22 protein-coding genes are annotated in these 18,200 nt (G+C 76.5%); 15 read left to right on the top strand and 7 right to left on the bottom strand.

The window, feature by feature from the left end:
- The first annotated feature begins 21 nt into the window (after positions 1-21).
- The 3 genes from ACOQFB_RS20520 to argB are packed head-to-tail and all read left to right on the top strand — an operon-like array spanning position 22 to position 1,900.
- On the top strand, positions 22-318 hold the full coding sequence (locus ACOQFB_RS20520) for a hypothetical protein (protein ID WP_494492352.1): 297 nt from the start codon (positions 22-24) through the stop codon (positions 316-318).
- Positions 240-1,085, top strand: a complete 846-nt coding sequence (gene argC, locus ACOQFB_RS20515; protein ID WP_494492351.1) for an N-acetyl-gamma-glutamyl-phosphate reductase — start codon at positions 240-242, stop codon at positions 1,083-1,085. The genes ACOQFB_RS20520 and argC overlap by 79 nt, the downstream gene beginning before the upstream one ends.
- Positions 1,082-1,900 carry an acetylglutamate kinase gene (gene argB / locus ACOQFB_RS20510; RefSeq protein ID WP_059438637.1) on the top strand — a complete coding sequence of 273 codons (819 nt, stop codon included), beginning with the start codon at positions 1,082-1,084 and terminating at the stop codon, positions 1,898-1,900. The genes argC and argB overlap by 4 nt, the downstream gene beginning before the upstream one ends.
- A 7-nt stretch (positions 1,901-1,907) precedes the next feature.
- Here argB and ACOQFB_RS20505 read toward each other — a convergent pair whose 3' ends face one another.
- The 4 genes from ACOQFB_RS20505 to ACOQFB_RS20490 all read right to left on the bottom strand — a co-directional run bounded on the left by ACOQFB_RS20505 (position 1,908) and on the right by ACOQFB_RS20490 (position 6,162).
- Positions 1,908-2,441, bottom strand: a complete 534-nt coding sequence (locus tag ACOQFB_RS20505; RefSeq protein WP_059438638.1) for a hypothetical protein — start codon at positions 2,439-2,441, stop codon at positions 1,908-1,910.
- Positions 2,442-2,519: 78 nt separating this feature from the next.
- Positions 2,520-4,385 (bottom strand): sulfatase-like hydrolase/transferase, encoded by a 1,866-nt coding sequence (locus tag ACOQFB_RS20500; protein ID WP_059438639.1) that lies wholly within the window; start codon positions 4,383-4,385, stop codon positions 2,520-2,522.
- A 12-nt stretch (positions 4,386-4,397) separates the two neighbouring features.
- Complete coding sequence (locus ACOQFB_RS20495) at positions 4,398-5,558, bottom strand: sensor histidine kinase (protein WP_421610138.1); 1,161 nt, start codon at positions 5,556-5,558, stop codon at positions 4,398-4,400.
- Between the two features lie 175 nt (positions 5,559-5,733).
- Positions 5,734-6,162 (bottom strand): hypothetical protein, encoded by a 429-nt coding sequence (locus tag ACOQFB_RS20490; RefSeq protein WP_421610139.1) that lies wholly within the window; start codon positions 6,160-6,162, stop codon positions 5,734-5,736.
- Positions 6,163-6,237: 75 nt separating this feature from the next.
- Between ACOQFB_RS20490 and ACOQFB_RS20485 the strand changes: the two genes are divergently transcribed.
- Positions 6,238-6,831 (top strand): class I SAM-dependent methyltransferase, encoded by a 594-nt coding sequence (locus ACOQFB_RS20485; protein ID WP_421610140.1) that lies wholly within the window; start codon positions 6,238-6,240, stop codon positions 6,829-6,831.
- Positions 6,832-6,894: 63 nt separating this feature from the next.
- Here ACOQFB_RS20485 and ACOQFB_RS20480 read toward each other — a convergent pair whose 3' ends face one another.
- Together ACOQFB_RS20480 and ACOQFB_RS20475 are read right to left on the bottom strand one after the other, a co-directional pair.
- Positions 6,895-7,692 carry an outer membrane protein OmpK gene (locus ACOQFB_RS20480; protein ID WP_059438642.1) on the bottom strand — a complete coding sequence of 266 codons (798 nt, stop codon included), beginning with the start codon at positions 7,690-7,692 and terminating at the stop codon, positions 6,895-6,897.
- 45 nt (positions 7,693-7,737) lie between these two features.
- A complete protein-coding gene (locus ACOQFB_RS20475; RefSeq protein WP_421610141.1) occupies positions 7,738-8,784 on the bottom strand; it encodes an arginine N-succinyltransferase in 1,047 nt (348 codons plus the stop codon).
- 154 nt (positions 8,785-8,938) lie between these two features.
- Here ACOQFB_RS20475 and dtd point away from each other — a divergent pair, with 154 nt between their 5' ends.
- Positions 8,939-9,388, top strand: coding sequence for a D-aminoacyl-tRNA deacylase (gene dtd / locus ACOQFB_RS20470; protein ID WP_421610142.1), 450 nt, complete (start codon positions 8,939-8,941; stop codon positions 9,386-9,388).
- Between the two features lie 19 nt (positions 9,389-9,407).
- Entirely contained in the window at positions 9,408-9,752 is a 345-nt protein-coding gene (locus tag ACOQFB_RS20465; RefSeq protein ID WP_059438645.1) for a histidine triad nucleotide-binding protein, read from the top strand.
- Between the two features lie 16 nt (positions 9,753-9,768).
- Here the strand turns inward: ACOQFB_RS20465 and ACOQFB_RS20460 are convergent, their stop codons facing one another.
- Positions 9,769-10,482 carry a helicase SNF2 gene (locus ACOQFB_RS20460; RefSeq protein ID WP_421610143.1) on the bottom strand — a complete coding sequence of 238 codons (714 nt, stop codon included), beginning with the start codon at positions 10,480-10,482 and terminating at the stop codon, positions 9,769-9,771.
- Between the two features lie 110 nt (positions 10,483-10,592).
- Here ACOQFB_RS20460 and ACOQFB_RS20455 point away from each other — a divergent pair, with 110 nt between their 5' ends.
- The 9 genes from ACOQFB_RS20455 to aroQ all read left to right on the top strand — a co-directional run bounded on the left by ACOQFB_RS20455 (position 10,593) and on the right by aroQ (position 18,197).
- Complete coding sequence (locus tag ACOQFB_RS20455) at positions 10,593-11,486, top strand: HpcH/HpaI aldolase/citrate lyase family protein (RefSeq protein ID WP_421610144.1); 894 nt, start codon at positions 10,593-10,595, stop codon at positions 11,484-11,486.
- A 72-nt stretch (positions 11,487-11,558) separates the two neighbouring features.
- Positions 11,559-11,912 (top strand): chorismate mutase, encoded by a 354-nt coding sequence (aroH, locus tag ACOQFB_RS20450; RefSeq protein ID WP_059438454.1) that lies wholly within the window; start codon positions 11,559-11,561, stop codon positions 11,910-11,912.
- Between the two features lie 28 nt (positions 11,913-11,940).
- Complete coding sequence (locus ACOQFB_RS20445; protein ID WP_059438455.1) at positions 11,941-12,807, top strand: prephenate dehydrogenase; 867 nt, start codon at positions 11,941-11,943, stop codon at positions 12,805-12,807.
- Positions 12,804-14,126 carry a 3-phosphoshikimate 1-carboxyvinyltransferase gene (gene aroA / locus ACOQFB_RS20440; RefSeq protein WP_059438456.1) on the top strand — a complete coding sequence of 441 codons (1,323 nt, stop codon included), beginning with the start codon at positions 12,804-12,806 and terminating at the stop codon, positions 14,124-14,126. The genes ACOQFB_RS20445 and aroA overlap by 4 nt, the downstream gene beginning before the upstream one ends.
- Positions 14,123-14,959, top strand: coding sequence for a shikimate dehydrogenase family protein (locus ACOQFB_RS20435; RefSeq protein ID WP_421610145.1), 837 nt, complete (start codon positions 14,123-14,125; stop codon positions 14,957-14,959). Before aroA ends, ACOQFB_RS20435 begins: the two co-directional genes overlap by 4 nt.
- Positions 14,956-16,101 carry a chorismate synthase gene (gene aroC, locus ACOQFB_RS20430; protein WP_059438458.1) on the top strand — a complete coding sequence of 382 codons (1,146 nt, stop codon included), beginning with the start codon at positions 14,956-14,958 and terminating at the stop codon, positions 16,099-16,101. The genes ACOQFB_RS20435 and aroC overlap by 4 nt, the downstream gene beginning before the upstream one ends.
- Positions 16,082-16,570, top strand: coding sequence for a shikimate kinase (locus ACOQFB_RS20425; RefSeq protein ID WP_059438459.1), 489 nt, complete (start codon positions 16,082-16,084; stop codon positions 16,568-16,570). The genes aroC and ACOQFB_RS20425 overlap by 20 nt, the downstream gene beginning before the upstream one ends.
- Complete coding sequence (locus tag ACOQFB_RS20420) at positions 16,567-17,730, top strand: 3-dehydroquinate synthase (protein WP_059438460.1); 1,164 nt, start codon at positions 16,567-16,569, stop codon at positions 17,728-17,730. The genes ACOQFB_RS20425 and ACOQFB_RS20420 overlap by 4 nt, the downstream gene beginning before the upstream one ends.
- Positions 17,727-18,197, top strand: coding sequence for a type II 3-dehydroquinate dehydratase (aroQ, locus tag ACOQFB_RS20415; RefSeq protein WP_059438461.1), 471 nt, complete (start codon positions 17,727-17,729; stop codon positions 18,195-18,197). The genes ACOQFB_RS20420 and aroQ overlap by 4 nt, the downstream gene beginning before the upstream one ends.
- Positions 18,198-18,200 lie beyond the last annotated feature (3 nt).

Below are 18,200 nucleotides of genomic sequence, written 5' to 3'. Positions count from 1 at the left end.
CTCCCGGTATAAGGGCGGCGCATGGCGACCGGCAAGCGCTTCAAGGCCGCGGTCATCGGCGGCTCGGGGTACGGCGGGGCGGAGATGATCCGCCGGCTCCTCATCCACCCCGACGTGGAGCTGGTCCGCGTCGCCTCCATCGACTTCGTGGGCGAGCCGCTCTCGGCCGCCGATCCCGCGCTGGAGGGCGTCACCGACCTCACGTTCCAGGGGATCCCCCGGCGGAGGCCGCCGCGGGCATGGACGTGGTCTTGCTCGGCCTCCCGCACACGGTGGCGGCCTCGAAGGTGCCGGAGCTCGCCGCGCTGCCGGGCGTGAAGGTCGTGGACATGAGCGGCGACTTCCGGCTGAAGGACGCCGCCGCGTACGAGCGCTGGTACCGGCACGTCCACCCCTGCCCGGAGCGGCTGGCCGACTTCGTCTACGGGCTGCCCGAGCTGAACCGCGAGCGGATCCGCGGGGCGCGCTTCGTCGCCTCGCCCGGCTGCTTCGCCACCACCATCGAGCTCGCGCTCCTGCCGCTCGCGCGCGCCGGGCTGCTCGAGGGCGTGGTCCACGTGCAGGGCATCACCGGCTCCTCCGGCTCGGGGGTGGCCCCGTCGGCCGGCACGCACCACCCGGTCCGCGCCGGAAATCTCAAGACCTACAAGCCGCTCGAGCACCAGCACGTCCCGGAGATCGGCGAGACGCTCGCGGCCGCGGGCGCGCGCGAGCTGGCGCTGCGCTTCGTGCCGGTGTCGGCGCCGCTCTCCCGCGGCATCCTCGCCACCGCGTTCGTGGAGCTGCCGGAGGCCTGGACGCAGGACCGGCTCGACCGGCTCTACCGCGAGGCGTACGCGGGCGAGCCGTTCGTGCGCGTCCCGCGCAAGCGCCTGCCGGAGGTCGCGGCGGTGTCCGGCTCCAACTACGCCGAGGTGGGCGTGGCGGCGGGGCCGGCGCTCGGCGGCCGGCGCACGGTCACGCTGTTCGGCGCCACCGACAACCTGGTGAAGGGCGGGGCCGGCCAGGCCATCCAGAACATGAACCTCGTGCTCGGGCTCGACGAGAAGGCCTCGCTCGCCGACCCCGGCCCCTGGCCTCCATGAAGACCATCGTCCTCAAGCTGGGCGGCGAGATCGTCCACTCCCCGGAGCTCGACCTGGTGGCGCGCGACCTGCGCACGCTGGTGGACGGCTGGAACCGGGTGGCCATCGTGCACGGCGGCGGCCCGCAGGCGACCGCCCTCCAGAGGCGGCTCGGCCTCGAGACGCGGATGGTGGCGGGCCGGCGCTACACCGACGAGGCCACCCTCGAGGTGATGAAGTACGTGGTGGCGGGGCAGCTCAACGTGGATCTCTGCGCGCGGCTGCTCGCGAACGGCGTCATGCCGGTGGGGCTCCACGGCGCGAGCGGCCACGCGGTCCAGGCCACCCGCCGGCCGCCGCGGGTGATGCAGGGCGCCGGGCCGGAGCCGGTGGACCTCGGCCTGGTGGGCGACGTCACCGGCTTCAACCTGCCGCTCCTCGGCGACCTGTTCGAGCGGCGCTACGTGCCGGTGCTGGCGTGCCTGGGCTGCGACGACGCCGGCCAGGCGCTCAACATCAACGGCGACACGGTGGCGAGCCAGCTCGCCGGCGCGCTGCGCGCCGACGCGCTCGTGCTCGTCACCTCCACCCCCGGCGTGCTCCGCGACGTGAAGGATCCCTCGAGCCGCATCCCCCGCATCACCCGCGCCGAGTTCGAGCGGCTGGTGGCGGACGGCACCATCTCCGGCGGCATGATCCCGAAGCTGGAGGAGTCGTTCGAGGTGCTGCGCGGCGGCGCCCGCTCGGTGGTGATCCTCGGCAAGCTCGCGCCCGGCGACCTCGTCGCGGCGGTGCTCGAGCCGGGCTCGGCGGGCACGGTGCTGCTGGCCGACTAGCGCGGCGCTACCGCGCCGGCACCCGCTCCAGCACCACCGTGACCGGCTGGAGCCGGCCGCCCACGTACACGCCCTCCTCGGAGAGCGTCACCTTCAGCACCTCGGGGTTCGGCGCGCGGTCCGGCCCGAGCCCGTCCACCGGGCCGAAGTCGGCGCGGAAGCGCACCACCTCGCCGGGCGAGAGCGTGGCCACGAAGCCGCGCGAGGCGCCGCCCGCGGCGCAGCGCGGAACCGCCTCCAGCAGGCAGGCGCGCACGAGCGGGAGCTCCTCGCCGCTGGCGGCGCGCAGCCGCACCCGGCCCAGGTCCACCCGCACCGGCGCGTCGCCCAGCGCGGCCACGCTCCGCTCCACCGAGAGGTCCGCCTCGCCGAGCGAGGCCGCCACGAGCCGGTACTCGGCGCCCTCGCCGATCGGCTCGGCGTGGAGCGGCGCCGCGCCGTCGCCGAACGTGCCCTCCTCGCGGTAGCGCCACAGCGCCTCGCGCGACGCGCAGCCGGACGCGAGCGAGAGGGCCAGGGCGGCGAGGGCGAGCCGGCGCATGCCCGGAGCAGAGCATGGGCCCGGAGCGGCCGTCGAGGCGGCGGCCGGCGGCGGTGTGCGCACGGGTGCGCGGCGCGGTCAGGGCGCGGGCGCGGCGGCGGCGCGGGGGGCCGGCTCGGACTCGCCCCGGAGCGCGCGCATGATCCGCCCGGCCTGCCGGGCCATCCGCGCCGGCCCGTCCGGGAGCGGCCGGTCGTCGGGGTCCGTGATCTGCGCGCCGCCCATGCCGGCGTACATCGTGACCTTCAGGTCCTTGCCGATGGCGGCGTAGCGCGGCTCCCAGCCCACGGTCGAGACCACGAACCGGTCCGCGGGCGCCTCGAACATGGAGAGGCCGTCGGCGTAGAGCGAGGGCGGGTGCCGCTCGCCCATCAGCGCGAACAGCGTCGGCACCACGTCCACGTGGCTGGTGACCTCGTCGCGCACGCCGGCCGGCACGCCCGGCCCGAGCCACACCGCGGGCACGTGGATCTGCTCGTCGGTGACGGCCGAGCCGTGGCCGAGGTGCCCCTTCTGCCGGAACTCCTCGCCGTGGTCGCCGGTGAAGACGACGAGCGGCTCGCGCCCGCGGGTCCGCGCGAAGTCGTCGAGGAACGCGTCCAGCGCGCGGTCGAGCGCGTGCGCGGCGTTGCGGGCGCGGTTCTCGATCTCCTGGCCCGGCGCGCGGGTCGCCTTCAGGCCGCCCATGCCGTCCCAGGCCGGCGCGAACACCTGGTCCTCGGGCTCGTGGAAGTAGTTGAAGTGGGTGCCGAAGAAGAAGAGGAACAGGAACACCGGCCGCGCCGGGTCGGCCCGGGCCGCGAAGGCGCGGGCGCTCTTCAGCATCTGGGCGTCGCGGGTGGACGGGTCGTTCCCGTCGCACCAGGTCTCGAGGTCGGAGACCCCCCCGAACACGGTCTTCTGCAGGTCCATCCAGTCCACGCAGGAGGCCGCGCTCACCTTCACCTGGTAGCCGTTGTCGGTCAGCGCCGGGAACAGCGTCGGCTGCCGCCCCGCGCCGACCACGGCCTCGAGCTTCTGGGCCTGGAGCCCGTACACGAGCGAGAAGAGCGTGTAGTTGGTGGAGCTGGCGGCGGCGTAGTGCCGGGTGAAGCGCGCGCCGTGCTGGGCCCGCGCCCACAGGCGCGGCATGGTGCGCGCGTCGAGGTGCTCGGCGGGCAGGCTCTCCGCCACCACGAACAGGACGTCGGGCCGCTGCTCGAAGCGGAGCTCGGCGGGGTCCACGCCGGCCGGCAGCCGCTTCGAGGCGTTCGCGCCCTCGAACGGATCGTTGGTGCGATCGCCGAAGACCGAGCGCGCCAGCCCCTGCATGCGGACGGGCACCTGGAGCGGGAGCGTGGTGGAGGCGGCGAACACCGAGGAGCCGGCGAAGTAGGTGAGCCCGCCGCCGTAGACCCGCTCCGCCGCGGAGAGGAGCAGGAGCGCGAGCGCCCACGACCAGGTGCGGCGCGCGGGGGCCGCGAAGCGTCGCACGAACCAGGCGCCCGCGACGACGTCCACCGCCACCAGCGCGAGCGCGCCGCCGAGGAACAGGAGCACGTCGGAGAGCGGCACGCCGGTCTCGCGCAGCGCGTTCGGCTGCAGCATGACCCGCAGGAAGAAGCCGTTCAGGTGGAAGCCCACCGACTGCAGCACCTTCGCGTCCACCGCCAGCCCGCCGGTGAGCAGGCCGGCCGCGGCCCCCACCGCGAAGCGGTAGGCGCGCGGGGCGAGCGAGAACGGCAGCGCGAGCGCGAAGGCGAGGAGCGCGAGGAGCAGCGCCTGGGGGAGGAACGTCGGCCAGAGCCAGGCGCGGTACGGCGCGGGCGTGGCCTGGACGGCCTGCCCGATGGAGGTCGCGTAGAGCGCGAGGAAGACCGGAACGTGGAGGAGCGCCCAGAGGAACGCCGGGAACCTGAGGCCGGACGGGCCCCCCCGCGGCGCGCCAGCGGGGTGCAGGAGCATCGGGCGCGGAACCTAGCACCGGCGGCCGCGCCACGCCAGCCAGCGCAGCGCCCGCGCGGGCGCCCGGACCAGCGCGCCCCCCGCCGCCCGGGGGAGCCCGCGCAGCGGCGCCACGGTCCCCGCCGGCAGCCGCAGCGTGAACTCGGCGCCGTGTCCGGGGCGGCTCTCCACCGTCACCGTGCCGCCGAGCGCGAGCGCCTCGCGGCGCGCGATCCAGAGGCCGAGCCCGAGGCCGCCGTAGTGGCGGGCCGACACCGCGCGCGCGTAGCGGTCGAAGATGGCGGCGCGCCGCTCCGGCGGGATGCCGATGCCGTGGTCGCGCACGGAGAGCCGGGCCTGCGCCCCCTCGGCGCGGACCGTCACCTCGATCGGCCGCCCCTGGCCGTACTTGGCGGCGTTCGCGAGCAGGCTGGCGAGCGCGCGATCGACGCGCGTGCGGTCCCAGCGACCGCTCACCGGGCCCTCGGCGCGCACCGTGACGTCGCAGCGGGCGCGGTCGAACAGCTCGCGGCGCGCGTCCACCGCGTCGCTCGCCAGCGCCCCGAGGTCCACCTCCTCGAGCGCGAGCGGCTCCGCGGCCGCGCGCGCGTCCACCAGCAGGCGCGAGACCAGCTCGGCGAGCCGCCGCGCGGCGCGGTCGGCGCGCGAGAGGTGCCCCTGCGTGGCCTCGTCGCCGCGCCGGGTCGCGTCGCGCCCCGCGGCCCCGAGCTCGAGGAACAGCGCGGTGAGCGGCGTCTTCAGCTCGTGGGCGGCGAGGCCGAGGAACTCGTCGCGGGTGCGCAGCGCGGCCTCGGCCTGGGCGCGCCCGTCGCGGTCGGCCCGCGAGGCGCGGAGCGCGCGGACCAGCGTCATCGAGGCGAGCGCGCCGCCCAGCACCGCCGCCGCGAGCGAGGCCCCGAACAGCACGCCCTCGTGATCGCCGCCGGGCAGGAGCGCGTCCCCCGCGCCGAGGCCGAGGGCGGCGAGGAGCGCCGTCTCGGCCGCGAGGAGGGCGCACAGCCCGAACATGGCCAGCGCCGGCCACGCCTCGGCGCGCGCCGCCGCCGGGGCGGCGCGCGGGCGCCGCAGGCTCGTCTCCTTCCCGGGGCCGGCCTCGCCGTCCCCGCCGTCCCCCCGCCCCGGCTCGACCGTCTCCGGCCGCACCGGGCCCCGGCTCGCTGCGCTGCTGATCATCGGGGTCACCTCGAGCTTGCGCGGTCGCGCGGCTCGACAAGAGCGGGCGGCAGAATACTCCCTGCGGCGAGGAGCGAAATTGCCCCCGCGGGTCGGCGCCCGGACGAGGAAGGCGCGGCGCGGCCACGCGCTCGCTCGCTCGGGCGCACGAGCACGCCGGGTGCCGCGATCGCCGTCAGCGCGCGGGCGGCGCGAGCCGCATCGCGAGCAGCGGGCGGCCGCAGCCGGGGCAGGCCGGATCGCCGGGCTCGTCCGAGTAGAGCTCGCAGGCGGGGCAGTGGTGGCGCACCGCCGACCCGCCGGTGCCGGGTGCGTCGTGCGGGTACATCGCCGCGAAGCCGCGCGCCAGCGCGGAGAAGTAGGCGTACCTCGCCTCGGGCGTGAGGTCGTCGGGCAGCGGCGCGCGCCGGAAGGTGCGGCCCGCGACCACCCACGGCGCGCCGTCGCCGCGCGCGGCGGAGAGCGCCTCCGGGGTGCGCGAGGGCCAGGGGAGGTCGGTGAACCAGCGCGCGCGGAACGCGATCCAGTCGGCGGGCGCGCGGACCTCGGCCAGCTCGGCCTGGAACGCCTCGAGGTGGGACATGAAGGCGGGCTCGAACGGCATGGGGCGATCTTGCGCCCGGGCCGCGCGCGGGACAAGAAGGGGTGCGCGCCGCCCGGGGCGGCGCCGGAGGATGCCATGGCCGACTCGCAGCGCCGCGCGTTCGACGATCGCTACCGGGAGGGCACGCCGCCCTGGGACATCGGGCGCCCGCAGGCGGAGCTGGTCGCGCTCGCGGAGGCGGGCGAGATCGTCGGCGACGTGCTCGACGTGGGCTGCGGCACCGGCGAGAACGCGCTCCACCTCGCCGCGCTCGGGAAGCGCGTCATGGGCGTGGACGGCTCGCCCACCGCCATCGCGCGCGCCCGCGAGAAGGCCGCCGCGCGGGGGCTGCAGGTGCCGTTCGTGGTGGCGGACGCGCTCGACCTGAAGACGCTCCACCGGCGCTTCGAGACCGCGGTGGACTGCGGCCTGTTCCACGTGTTCGACCGCGCCGAGCGGCGGGACTACGCGCACTCGCTCACCGAGGTGCTGTCGCCCGGCTCGACGCTGCACCTGCTCTGCTTCTCCGACGAGGAGCCGCCCGGCCCCGGCCCGTACCGGATCTCCGAGTCCGACGTCGGCGACGCGTTCCGGTCGATCTTCGCGCTGACGCGCCTGCGCGAGGCGCGCTTCGAGCGCCTCGGCGCCGAGCCGGCGCGCGCCTGGCTCGCGACGCTGGTGCGGATCTGAGACGACGACGGCCGCGCCCCCTCGCAGGAGCGCGGCCGTCGGGTCGCAACGATCCGGGGGCGGTTAGAACACCGTCCACTGCACCATCGCCTGCGGCGCGGACGACGTCTCCTCGAACGAGCCCAGGCTGTAGTAGTGCAGCCACCACTCCACGCCGACGTAGAGCTTGCCGGCCTTGCCGCCGAACGGCGCGAGCGCGTCCACCAGCAGCTGCGGCTGCGACCAGATCTCCACGCCGTCGTCCGAGCCGGTGTAGAAGCCGCCCTCGTCCTTCAGGCCGTTCACGTCGATGAAGCCGGTGAACAGGAACGGCACCTTGCCGAGCGAGAAGGGCACGGTCCAGAACGGCGACACCTGCCAGCCGTGGCGGTTGAAGTTGTCGTAGCGGTAGTACGCGTTCAGGCCGAGCACCCAGCCGGCCGGCACGGCGAAGTCGAGGCCGAGGCCGCCCATGTACGCGTAGAAGCCGGCGCCCTGGTTCACCTCGCCCGCGAAGCCCCAGTTCCGGATGACGCCGAACAGCGGGTCCTTCTGGCCGAGGAGCTGGTTCACGAACAGGCGGGGGTGCCACTCGACGTACGCGTCGGTCCACTGCGAGTCGTCGGTCTCGAAGCGGCCGCGCGAGAGGTCGAAGAAGGCGAAGTTGTCGCCGTACTCCCACGTCGAGAAGTGGTTCAGCGTCAGCGTGGTCTTGGTGCCGTCCTTCAGCTTGCCGGCGAACGAGGTGTCGATCGCCTTGTCGAAGTTCCAGCCCTGGAGGAGCTGGACGTTGGTGGTGGAGAAGCCGCCCGCGCGCGCCGCCGGAGCCGCGGCGACGAGGGCGAGCAGGAACGAGGCACGGAGGAGGTTGCGAAGGGTCATGGCGCGCCTTCTAGCCCACTCAAAGGGCAGACCGGAAGGGGCTTCTCAGCGCGCTCCCCCATCGAACGGGACGACGTGCGCCCGCTCGCCCGGCCGCGCCTCCAGAACCTCGCGTGCACGCTGGGGAATCCAGACGTTCGTCCCATCCAGCCGCGCCTCGGTGCGCACCGCCCGAAAGCGGGTCCGCCCCTCTCCCCGGGTCACCGCGATCAGGCAGTCCTCGCCCCCGTGCAGGCCGGCGTCGAGCGGCTCCGGCGCGAGGCGGGCGCGGCGGTAGGCGCGCACCAGCGTGATCTCCGCGAGCGTCGCCTCGTAGTGCGGGCCGCCGTCGAACGGGTCGATGCGGTCCACGTAGCGGAAGCCGATCTTCTCGAGCATCCGCCGCACCGGCTCGGTGTCCGGGCCCACCTTGCCGAGCAGGCGGCGCACCGCCGGCGGGAACAGCGTCGCGTACACGTCGGAGGGCGGGAAGAGCTGCTGGATGAACTCCTTGTTCTCGCGGCTCTTCTTGTCGGCCTCCTGGTAATCGAGGTCGGTGAAGCGCTTGCCGAACGCCTCCCAGAACAGGCTGCGGCCGTCCTTGGCGAGCGGCGGCATGAGCTCGGCGAGGACGCGCTCGCGGAAGCGGTCGCGGAACATCGCCATGTAGAGGAAGCGCACGAACGCGAGCTGCTTGCCGGCGCGCGCCTCGCCGCCCCGCAGGCCGGGGTGGACCACCAGGCCGCCGATCTCGGTGGGGCCGTCGAAGTGGTAGCCGATCGAGAGGACCTGGTGCTTGAAGTGCCGGTCGATGGTGGACGAGTAGTGCTCGCGCTCCGAGACGTCGAAGAAGGTGCAGGGCGACTCGCGGGTGCCGTGCTGCGCGATGATCATCGAGGTGCCGACGATCCGGCGCGTGCGCGGCTCCTCCGCCACGAAGACGTAGGAGCGCTCCAGCGGGTCGCGGATCTTCCCGGCGAAGCTCCGCACCGAGCGCTCGACGATCCCCGAGAGCGCGCGCTCGTCGTAGGGGAGGTTGACGGTGTTGAGCACCTTCGCCAGGGCGGCGAGCCCCGCGAGGTCCGTCTTCTGGGCGTCCCTGAGGAGCAGCATGCGGACCGGATCCGTGGCTGGAGGCGGGCCCGGGTCTAGCACGGGGCCCGGGGCCTGTCACGGAGCGCAACGGGCCGCGGGGAGGCCCCCGCCGGCCCGCCGCGGCGGCGCGCCGGCGTTGAAAGCCGGGCCGCCGCGTGCCATGGAAGGACGCGTGCGCGCGGTCGTGCAGCGGGTCTCGAGGGCCGAGGTGCGGGTGGAGGGCGCGGTCACCGGCGCGGTCGGGCGCGGGCTGCTCGTCCTGCTGGGCGTGGCGCGCGACGACGGCGCCCAGGACGCGCGGCTGCTCGCCGACAAGATCGCCGGGCTGCGCGTGTTCGAGGACGCGGCCGGGAAGATGAACCTGGCGGTGGGCGAGGTGGGCGGCGCGGTGCTGGTCGTCTCGCAGTTCACGCTGCTCGGCGACGCGCGCAAGGGGAACCGGCCGAGCTTCACCGACGCGGCGCCGCCCGAGGCGGCGAACGCGCTCTACGAGGCGGTGTGCGGGCTGCTCCGCGAGAAGGGGCTGCGCGTCGAGACCGGCGTGTTCCGCGCCGACATGCAGGTCGAGCTGGTGAACGACGGCCCGGTCACCATCCTGCTCGATTCGCGGCGGCTGTTCTAGGGAGGGGGAGAGGCGAGCGATGAGCGACTGCCTGTTCTGCAAGATCGCGCGGGGCGAGATCCCGGCCAAGCTGGTGCACCAGGACGCCGACACGGTGGCGTTCGTGGACATCAACCCGCAGGCGCCCACGCACCTGCTGGTCATCCCGCGCAAGCACATCCCCACCGTGAACGACCTCGCCGCCGAGGACGAGGCGCTCATGGGGAAGCTGGTCCGGGTCGCGGCGGCGCTCGCGAAGGAGCGCGGCATCGACGGGTCCGGCTGGCGCGCGATCGTGAACACGCACCACGACGCGGGGCAGACCGTGTTCCACGTCCACCTGCACCTGCTCGGCGGCCGCCGCATGGGCTGGCCGCCGGGGTAGGGCCCTTCACGCAGCGTCACGGCCCCGGCGCCGCGCCCTGGCGCGCCAGCCGGTTCGCCGCCGCGGCGGCGAGCGCGGCGTCGCCGAGCGCGAGCCGCGCCTGGTAGAGGTCGCCGCGCGCGAGCGCCTCCCGCGCGGCGGCCAGGCTGCGCGCGCCCGCCTCGGCCTGCGCCGCCTCCTCCGCCGCGCCCCGCCGCCCGGCCTCGGCCCGCGCCGCCTGCAGCGCGGCCGCGTCCCGGGCGAGCGCCGCGTCCACGCCGCTCGCGTCCCCGGCCGCGAGCGCCCGCAGCGCGCCGTCCATCCGCTGCAGCGCCCCGCCGGTCGCCTGCGCGCGCTCGGCCGGCGAGCGGGCGGCGGCCTCGGCCTCGGCGGCGCGCCGGGCCCGCGCCTCCGCGAGCTCCTGCTCGACCGCGGCGGTGCGCGCCTCCGACTCGGCGCCCGACGCGCGCAGGGCCTCGACCTCCGCGCGCAGGGCCTCCACCTGCGTGCGGAGCCCGTCGAGCTCCTCCTGCGCCGCGGCGGCGGCGCGCTCGGCCCGGGCCTGCTCGTCCGTCGCGCCGGCCTGGGCGTCGGCGCCGGCCGGGGCCCCCGAGCCCGCCTGCCCGTCGTCCGCGGCCCCGGCCGGCACGCCGGCGGGCGCCGGCGCCTGCCCCGGGCCGCCGCCCTGCTCGGGCGCCGCCTGCCCGAGCGCGAGCCCGAGGCCGAGCGCGATGGCGGGGAGCGGGGTCACGCCACGACCATCGTGACGGCGCGGCCCGGCGGCAACCGCTCCCCGCTTCCGCGCGGCGGCCCGCTCTGGCACGCTCGCTCCCGCGCCGTCCAACGCCCGAGGAGCCCTCGATGCCCGCCGTCCGCCCCCGCCGCAGCGCCCTGTACCTGCCCGGCTCCAACGCGCGCGCGCTCGAGAAGGCGCGCACGCTCCCGGCCGACGCGCTCATCCTCGACCTGGAGGACGCGGTGGCGCCCGCCGCGAAGGACGCCGCCCGCGCGCAGGTGGTGGCGGCGCTCGGGCAGGGGGGCTTCGGGCGGCGCGAGCGCGTGGTGCGCGTGAACGGGCTCGGCACGCCCTGGGGCGCGGCGGATCTCGCGGCGCTGGCCCGCGCCGGCGCCGACGCGGTCTGCCTGCCGAAGGTGGAGCGGGCCGCCGAGGTGCACGCCGCGGCGCAGGCGCTCGCCGCGGGCCACGCGCCGGCCGGGCTGGCGCTCTGGTGCATGATCGAGACGCCGCGCGGCGTGCTGGCGGCGGACGAGATCGCCGGCGCCTCGCCGCGGGTGGCGTGCCTGGTGGCCGGCACGAGCGACCTCGTGAAGGACCTCGGGGCCCGCCACACCGCCGGGCGCGCCGAGGTGCTCACCAGCCTGTCGCTCGTGCTGCTCGCCGCGCGCGCGCACGGGCTCGCCGCCCTCGACGGCGTGTTCCTCGACCTCGAGGACGCGGCCGGGCTGGAGGCCGCCTGCCGGCAGGGGCGCGACCTCGGCTTCGACGGCAAGACGCTCATCCACCCGAAGCAGCTCGACGCCGCCAACCGCGCCTTCGCGCCGGACGAGGCCGAGCTGGAGCGGGCGCGCCGCGTGATCGCGGCGCACGCCCAGGCGGAGGCGGCCGGGCAGGGCGTCACGGTGGTGGACGGGCGCCTGGTGGAGGCGCTGCACGTCGCCGCGGCGCGACGGACCGTGGCGCTGGCCGAGGCGATCGCGGCGGGGCACGGCGCGGCGGGCCCGCACCCGGGGTGACGCAAGACCGCGTGGATCCGGCGGAAAGCGGGTGGACACCCGCGCGCCCGTTTCCTACACTGTTCGACTCCCATGCGTGGACTTCGAGGCGCCACCCAGTGCTCGGCCAACACGGTCGAGGCGATCGAGGATGCGGTGACCGAGCTGTGCCGCGAGATCACCTCGCGGAACCAGCTCGACCCGCAGCAGATCGTGTGGGCGATCTTCACCGTCACGCACGACCTCGACGCCGACTTCCCGGCGCGCGCCGCGCGCGTGCAGGGGTGGAACGGCGTCCCGATGATCTGCTCGCAGGAGATCCCGGTCCCCGGCTCGATGCCGCGCATCATCCGGGTGCTCCTGCACGTGGACTCCGACGGTCCGCGCAACCACGTGTACCTGCGCGGCGCGCAGGCGCTCCGGCCCGACCTCCACGTGCGGCCGTGACCGGCGCGGCCGGGGAGCGGAGGCGAGCGTGAACGCGCAGACGAACAGGCCGCTCCCCGCGCTCCCGGGCCACCTGGGCGTGGTGGGGCTGGGCCTCATGGGCGCCTCGCTCGCCCGCGCCGCCCGCCGGGTGGACCGGGGCGTGCGCATCACCGCGGTGGAGCCGCGCGCCGAGGTGCGCGCCCGGGCGCTCGCCGACGGCGTGGCCGACCACGTCGCCGCCGCGCCCGACGCCGCGCTCGCCGGCTGCGGGGTGGTGGTGCTGTGCACGCCGGTCGCGACCATCGAGGCGCTGCTCGCGCCGGTGTCGGCGCTGCTCGCCGACGGCGCCGTGCTCACCGACGTCGGCGGCGCGAAGGAGCGGGTGGTGACGCTGGCGCGCGAGCGGGTCCGCCCCGGCGTCGCCTTCGTGGGCGCGCACCCCATGTTCGGCGGCCACGGCGGCTACGACGGCGCCACGGCGGAGAAGTGGTCGGCGGGCGGGACGGTGGCGATCTGCACCGACGGGGACCCCGCCGCGGTGGAGCGGGTCGCGGCGCTGCACCTCGCGCTCGGCGCGAAGGTCGAGCGCTGCACCGCCGCCGAGCACGACGCGGCGGTGGCGATGGTCTCGCACCTGCCGTACCTCGTCGCCTCGGCGCTCTCGGTGGCGGTGCAGGAGGCCGGCCCGCTCGCCATGCACCTCGCCGGCCCCGGGCTCAAGGACGCGACGCGCCTGGCCGAGTTCCCGTTCGACATCCAGGGCGAGGTGGCCCGGCGCAACGCCCACCTGCCGGAGGCGGCCCGCCGGCTGGAGCGGCACCTCGCCCGCATCCTCGCCGCCATCGCCGAGTCGCCGGAGTCGGCGCGCTCGGCCCTCGAGGCGGCCCGCGCCGCACGGGAGGAGCTGTTTTGAGCGCTGCCCCGACCTCCGGTCCCCTGACCTGCCGGCGCGCCGGCCCGCTGCGCGGCGCCATCGAGGTGCCCGGCGACAAGTCCATCTCGCACCGGAGCCTGCTCTTCGGCGCGCTGTCCACCGGCGAGACCCGCGTCACCGGGCTCCTCGACGCCGAGGACGTCCACTCGACCCGCCAGGCGGTCGAGGCGCTCGGCGCGACCGTGCGCGCCGAGGGCGGCGAGGTGGTGGTGACGCCGCCCGCGACGCTGCGCGAGCCGGGCGACGTCATCGACTGCGGCAACTCCGGCACCAGCCTCCGCCTCCTCACCGGCGTCCTCTCCGGCGTGCCCGGCCTGTCGGTCCTCACCGGCGACGCCTCGCTGCGGCGGCGGCCGGTGCGGCGGGTGATCGACCCGCTGCGGGTGATGGGCGCGAACCTGTCCGCCCGCGACGGCGATCGCCTCCCGCCGGTGGTGGTCCGCGGCGGCCCGCTGCGCGGGGCGCGCCACGTGCTCCCGGTCGCGAGCGCGCAGGTGAAGAGCGCGATCCTGCTCGCCGGCCTGTTCGCCGAGGGCGAGACCTCGGTGGTCGAGCCGGAGAAGAGCCGCGACCACACCGAGCGCATGCTGCGCGGCATGGGCGTGCCGGTGCGGGTCTCGGGCCTCGAGGTGTCGGTCTCGGCGGCGCGGCCCGCCGGCGGGCGGGTGGACGTGCCCGGCGACATCTCCTCGGCGGCGTTCTTCCTCTGCGGCGCGGCGGCGCTCCCGGGCTCCGAGGTGACGGTCCGCAACCTGGGCGTGAACGAGACGCGCACCGGGCTCCTCGACGTGCTCCGGGCCATGGGCGCCGACGTGCGGCTCGAGCACCTCCGCGAGGTGGCGGGCGAGCCGCGCGCCGACGTGACCGTCCGCGCCGATCGCCTGGAGGGCACCGAGATCCGCGGCGCCACCATCCCGCGGCTCATCGACGAGCTGCCGGTGGTGATGGTGATGGCCACCCAGGCGCGCGGCCGGACGGTGATCCGCGACGCGAAGGAGCTCCGGGTGAAGGAGTCCGACCGGCTCGCCGCCATGGGCGAGACGCTCGCGCGCGCCGGCGCCCGCATCGAGCTCTACGACGACGGCTGCGCCATCGACGGGCCCACCCCGCTGCGCGGCGTCGAGGTCCGGACCCGGCTCGACCACCGCATCGCCATGTCGATGGCGGTCGCCCAGCTGTTCTGCGGCGGCGAGCCGGTGGTGCTCGACGACGTGGCCTGCGTCGCGACCAGCTTCCCGAGCTTCTTCCGCCTGCTCGACCAGGTGTCCGGCCGGGCGCCGGGCGGGGGTGCGCCGTGATCACCGGGCGCACCGCGCTGTACGGCGTCGTCGGCCACCCGGTGGCGCACAGTCGCTCGCCGGAGCTGCAGAACGCGGCGTTCGCGCGGCTCGGCGTGGACGCCGTCTACGTGGCGCTGCCGGTCGCGCCGGAGCGGGTCGACGAGGCGCTCCGCGGCGCCCACGCGCTCGGCTTCCAGGGGCTGAACGTCACCGTCCCGCACAAGCCGCGCGCGGCGTCGCTCTGCCACGCGCTCGACCCGGTGGCGGCCGCGGTGGGCGCCGTCAACACGCTGCGCCGGACCCGCGACGGCTGGGAGGGCTTCAACACCGACGCGCCCGCCTGCCGCACGCTGCTCGAGGCGGCCGGGGTGGCGCGCGGGGCGCGGGCGCTGCTGGTGGGCGCGGGGGGCGCGGCGCGCGCGGCCGCATGGGCGCTCCTGCAGCTCGGGACCGAGCTCCGGGTGGCGGCGCGCCGCGAGGAGGCCGCCGCCGAGCTGTGCCGGGAGCTCGCCGCCGCGGTCCCCGGCGCCGACGCGGCCACCGCCGACTTCGAGGACCTGGAGGCGGAGGCCGACGCCGCCGCGGTGGTGGTGAACGGCACGTCGGTGGGGCTGCCCGGGCACGAGGGCCGCCTGCCGCCGCTCCGGTTCCGCGCCGACCAGGCGGTGCTCGACTTCGTCTATGGCGACACCGAGCTGGCCCGCGCCGCGCGCGCGGCCGGCGCCCGGCTGGTCACCGGCGAGCAGGTCCTGGTCCGCCAGGGCGCGCTCGCGTTCACCCTCTGGACCGGCCAGCCCGCCCCCGAGGCGGACATGGCCCGCGCGCTCGAGGCGCGCGAGGGAGCGCGATGACACTTCGGTACCTGACCGCCGGCGAGTCGCACGGCCCGGCGCTGGTCGCCATCGCCGAGGGCTTCCCGGCGGGGCTGGCGGTGGACTTCGAGGCGGTGGACCGCGACCTGCGGCGCCGCCAGAAGGGCTACGGCCGCGGCGGCCGCATGAAGATCGAGACCGACGCGGCGCAGTTCCTGGCCGGGCTGCGCGGCGGGGTCACCACCGGGGCGCCCATCGCGCTCGCGGTCTGGAACAAGGACCACGAGAACTGGAAGGACCTCGTCTCGCCCTACGCGCGCGGCGGCCGGAAGTTCACCCAGGTGCGCCCCGGCCACGCCGACCTCGCCGGCGCGCTCAAGTACGGGCTCGACGACGCGCGCGACGTGCTGGAGCGGGCCAGCGCCCGGTCCACCGCGGTGATCGTCGCGCTCGGCGCGCTCGCGAAGGCGCTGCTCTCGAGCCTGGGCGTGGAGGTGTGCTCGCGGGTGGTGGCCATCGGGCCGCGCGACATCCGCCCCGACGCGCCGCCCACCGCGGAGCAGCGCGCGGCCATCGAGGCCTCCGACCTGCACGTGGACGACGAGGCGCTCGCCGCCGAGTGGCGCGCGCTCATCGACGCGGAGAAGGCCCGCGGCGGCTCCATCGGCGGCGCGTTCGACGTGTACGCCACCGGGCTCCCCATCGGCGTCGGCAGCCACGTCCACCCGGACCGGCGCCTCGACGCCCGCCTCGCCGGCGCGCTCTGCGGCGTGCAGGCGATCCGCGCGGTGGAGATCGGCGACGGCACGCAGGTGGGCCGTCCCGGCTACGAGTTCCACGACGCCATCCACCACGACCCCGCCCGCGGCTTCTGGCGCGAGACCAACCGCGCCGGCGGCCTCGAGGGCGGCATGACCGACGGCATGCCGCTCCGCGTGCGCGCCTACATGAAGCCCATCCCCACCATGCTCCACCCGCTCGCGACGGTCGACCTCGCCACCCGGCAGGCCACCCAGGCCCGCTACGAGCGGAGCGACGTGTGCGCGGTGCCGGCCGCCGCGGTGGTGGGCGAGGCGGTGGTGGCCTGGGAGCTCGCGAACGCGCTCCTGGAGAAGTTCGGCGGCGACGCGGTCGAGGACGTGCGCCGGGCGGTGGAGGCGTATGCCGCTCGGATCCGCTGAGACGCTGGCGCTCACCGGCATGATGGGCTCGGGGAAGTCCACCGTGGCCCCGCTGCTGGCGCGCTGGCTGGGGCGGCGGCTGGTGCGGCTCGACGACGAGATCGTGCGCGCGGCGGGCAAGCCCATCGCCCGGGTGTTCGCCGAGGACGGCGAGGGGCGCTTCCGCGCGCTGGAGCGCGCCGCGGTGGCCGCCCTCCCGCCGGGCGCGGTGGCCGACCTGGGCGGCGGCGCGTTCTGCGACCTGCACGGCGCCGCGCGCCTGCTCGCCACCGCCCGGGTGGTGTTCCTCGACGTCTCGGCGCAGGAGGCCGCCCGCCGCATCGGCGACGATCCCGCCCGCCCGCTCGCCGCGCGCTGGGAGGCGCTCCTCGCGCGCCGCCTGCCGCTCTACCGCCGCGCCCACCTCACCGTCCACGTGGACGGGATGACGCCCGAGGCGGTGGCCCGGCGCGTCCTGGAGTCGCTATGAGCCGGACCCGCAAGCCCGCGCCCGCGTCCGAGGAGGCCGAGGCCGGCGCCGCGGTCACCGAGATCATCCCGGCGCGGCAGGGCGAGCACGCCTACGAGGTGCGCGTCGGCCCGGGCGCGGCGGCGGCGCTCCCGGCGCTCGCCGACGAGCACGACGCGGTGGCGCTCGTCTCCTGCCGCCGGGTGCTCTCGACGCCCTTCGGCAGGGACGTGCTCGCCCGGCTGCGCCGCGAGGCGCCGCTCGCGCTCGTGCACGCGCTCCCGGACGGCGAGGCGGGCAAGACCCTCGCCGAGCTGGAGCGGGCCGCGACGAAGCTGCTCCGCGCCGGCGGCACGCGGCGCACGCTGGTGGTGGCGCTGGGCGGGGGCGCGGTGAGCGACGCGGCCGGCTTCCTCGCCGCGACCTACATGCGCGGCGTGCCCTGGGTGGCGGTGCCCACCACGCTGCTCGCCATGGTGGACGCGGCCATCGGCGGCAAGACCGCGGTGAACCTGCCCGCCGCGAAGAACGCGGTGGGCGCGTTCCACCCGCCGGACGCGGTGCTGGCGGACCCCGCCGCGCTGCGCACGCTGCCGCGCCGCGAGCTGTCGAGCGGCCTCGGCGAGGTGCTGAAGTACGGCGCGCTCCAGCCGGCGCTGCTCGACGCGTTCGCGGCGCTCGGCGCGGCCGCGCCGGATCCGGCCGTGATCGCCACCTGCGCCCGCATGAAGGTGGACGTGGTGGCGGAGGATCCGAACGAGCACGGGCCCCGCAAGCTCCTCAACCTGGGCCACACCTTCGGGCACGGGGTGGAGGCGGCCGGGCGGTTCTCGCGGTACACCCACGGCGAGTCGGTCGCGGTGGGCCTCGCGTTCGCGTTCCGGCTGGCGGCGCGGATGGGCCGGGTGGACGGCGCCGCGGTGGAGCGGGTCGAGGGCGCCGTCGCCGGGGCCGGGCTGCCGGTGCGGGTCCCGGCGACGATCGCGCGTGCCGCCGCGCGCCTGATGGCGTACGACAAGAAGCGGGCGGCGGGCGGGCTGCGCTGGGTGCTCCCGGCCGCCGTCGAGGGCGGGTGGCGGGTGGAGTGGGACGTCGAGGCGGAGCCGGCGGCGGTCGAGGCGGCGGTGGCGGAGATCTCGGAGGCGCGGGCGGGCGGCCGCCCCGCGCGGAGGGCGCGATGATCCTGATCGTCAACGGGCCGAACCTGAACCTGCTGGGCGAGCGCGAGCCGGACGTGTACGGGCGCAGCACGCTCGGCGACGTGGAGCAGCTCGTCCGCGACGCCTGCGCGGCCTGGGACGTGGAGGTGAAGGCGTTCCAGTCCAACCACGAGGGCGCGATCCTCGACTTCCTGCAGGAGCACCGGAAGAAGGCGCGCGGGATCATCGTGAACGCCGGGGCGCTCACGCACACGAGCTACGCGCTGCACGACTGCCTGAAGGCGATGCCCGCGCCGGCGGTGGAGGTGCACATCTCCAACATCCACGCGCGCGAGGCGTTCCGGCACGTGAGCGTCATCGCCCCCGCCTGCCGCGGGCAGATCGTGGGCCTGGGGATCCGCGGGTACCTGCTCGCGGCCGAGTGGCTCTGCGCGGAGATCGGCGCGCAGCCGCGCGCCGCCGAGGACCGCAAGAAGCCGAGCCCGTAGCCG

The sequence above is a fragment of the Anaeromyxobacter sp. Red801 genome, assembly GCF_049201065.2.
GTDB lineage: Bacteria > Myxococcota > Myxococcia > Myxococcales > Anaeromyxobacteraceae > Anaeromyxobacter.
The sequence above is the reverse complement of the archived record's forward strand: the minus strand, read 5'-3'. Positions and strand labels throughout refer to the sequence as shown.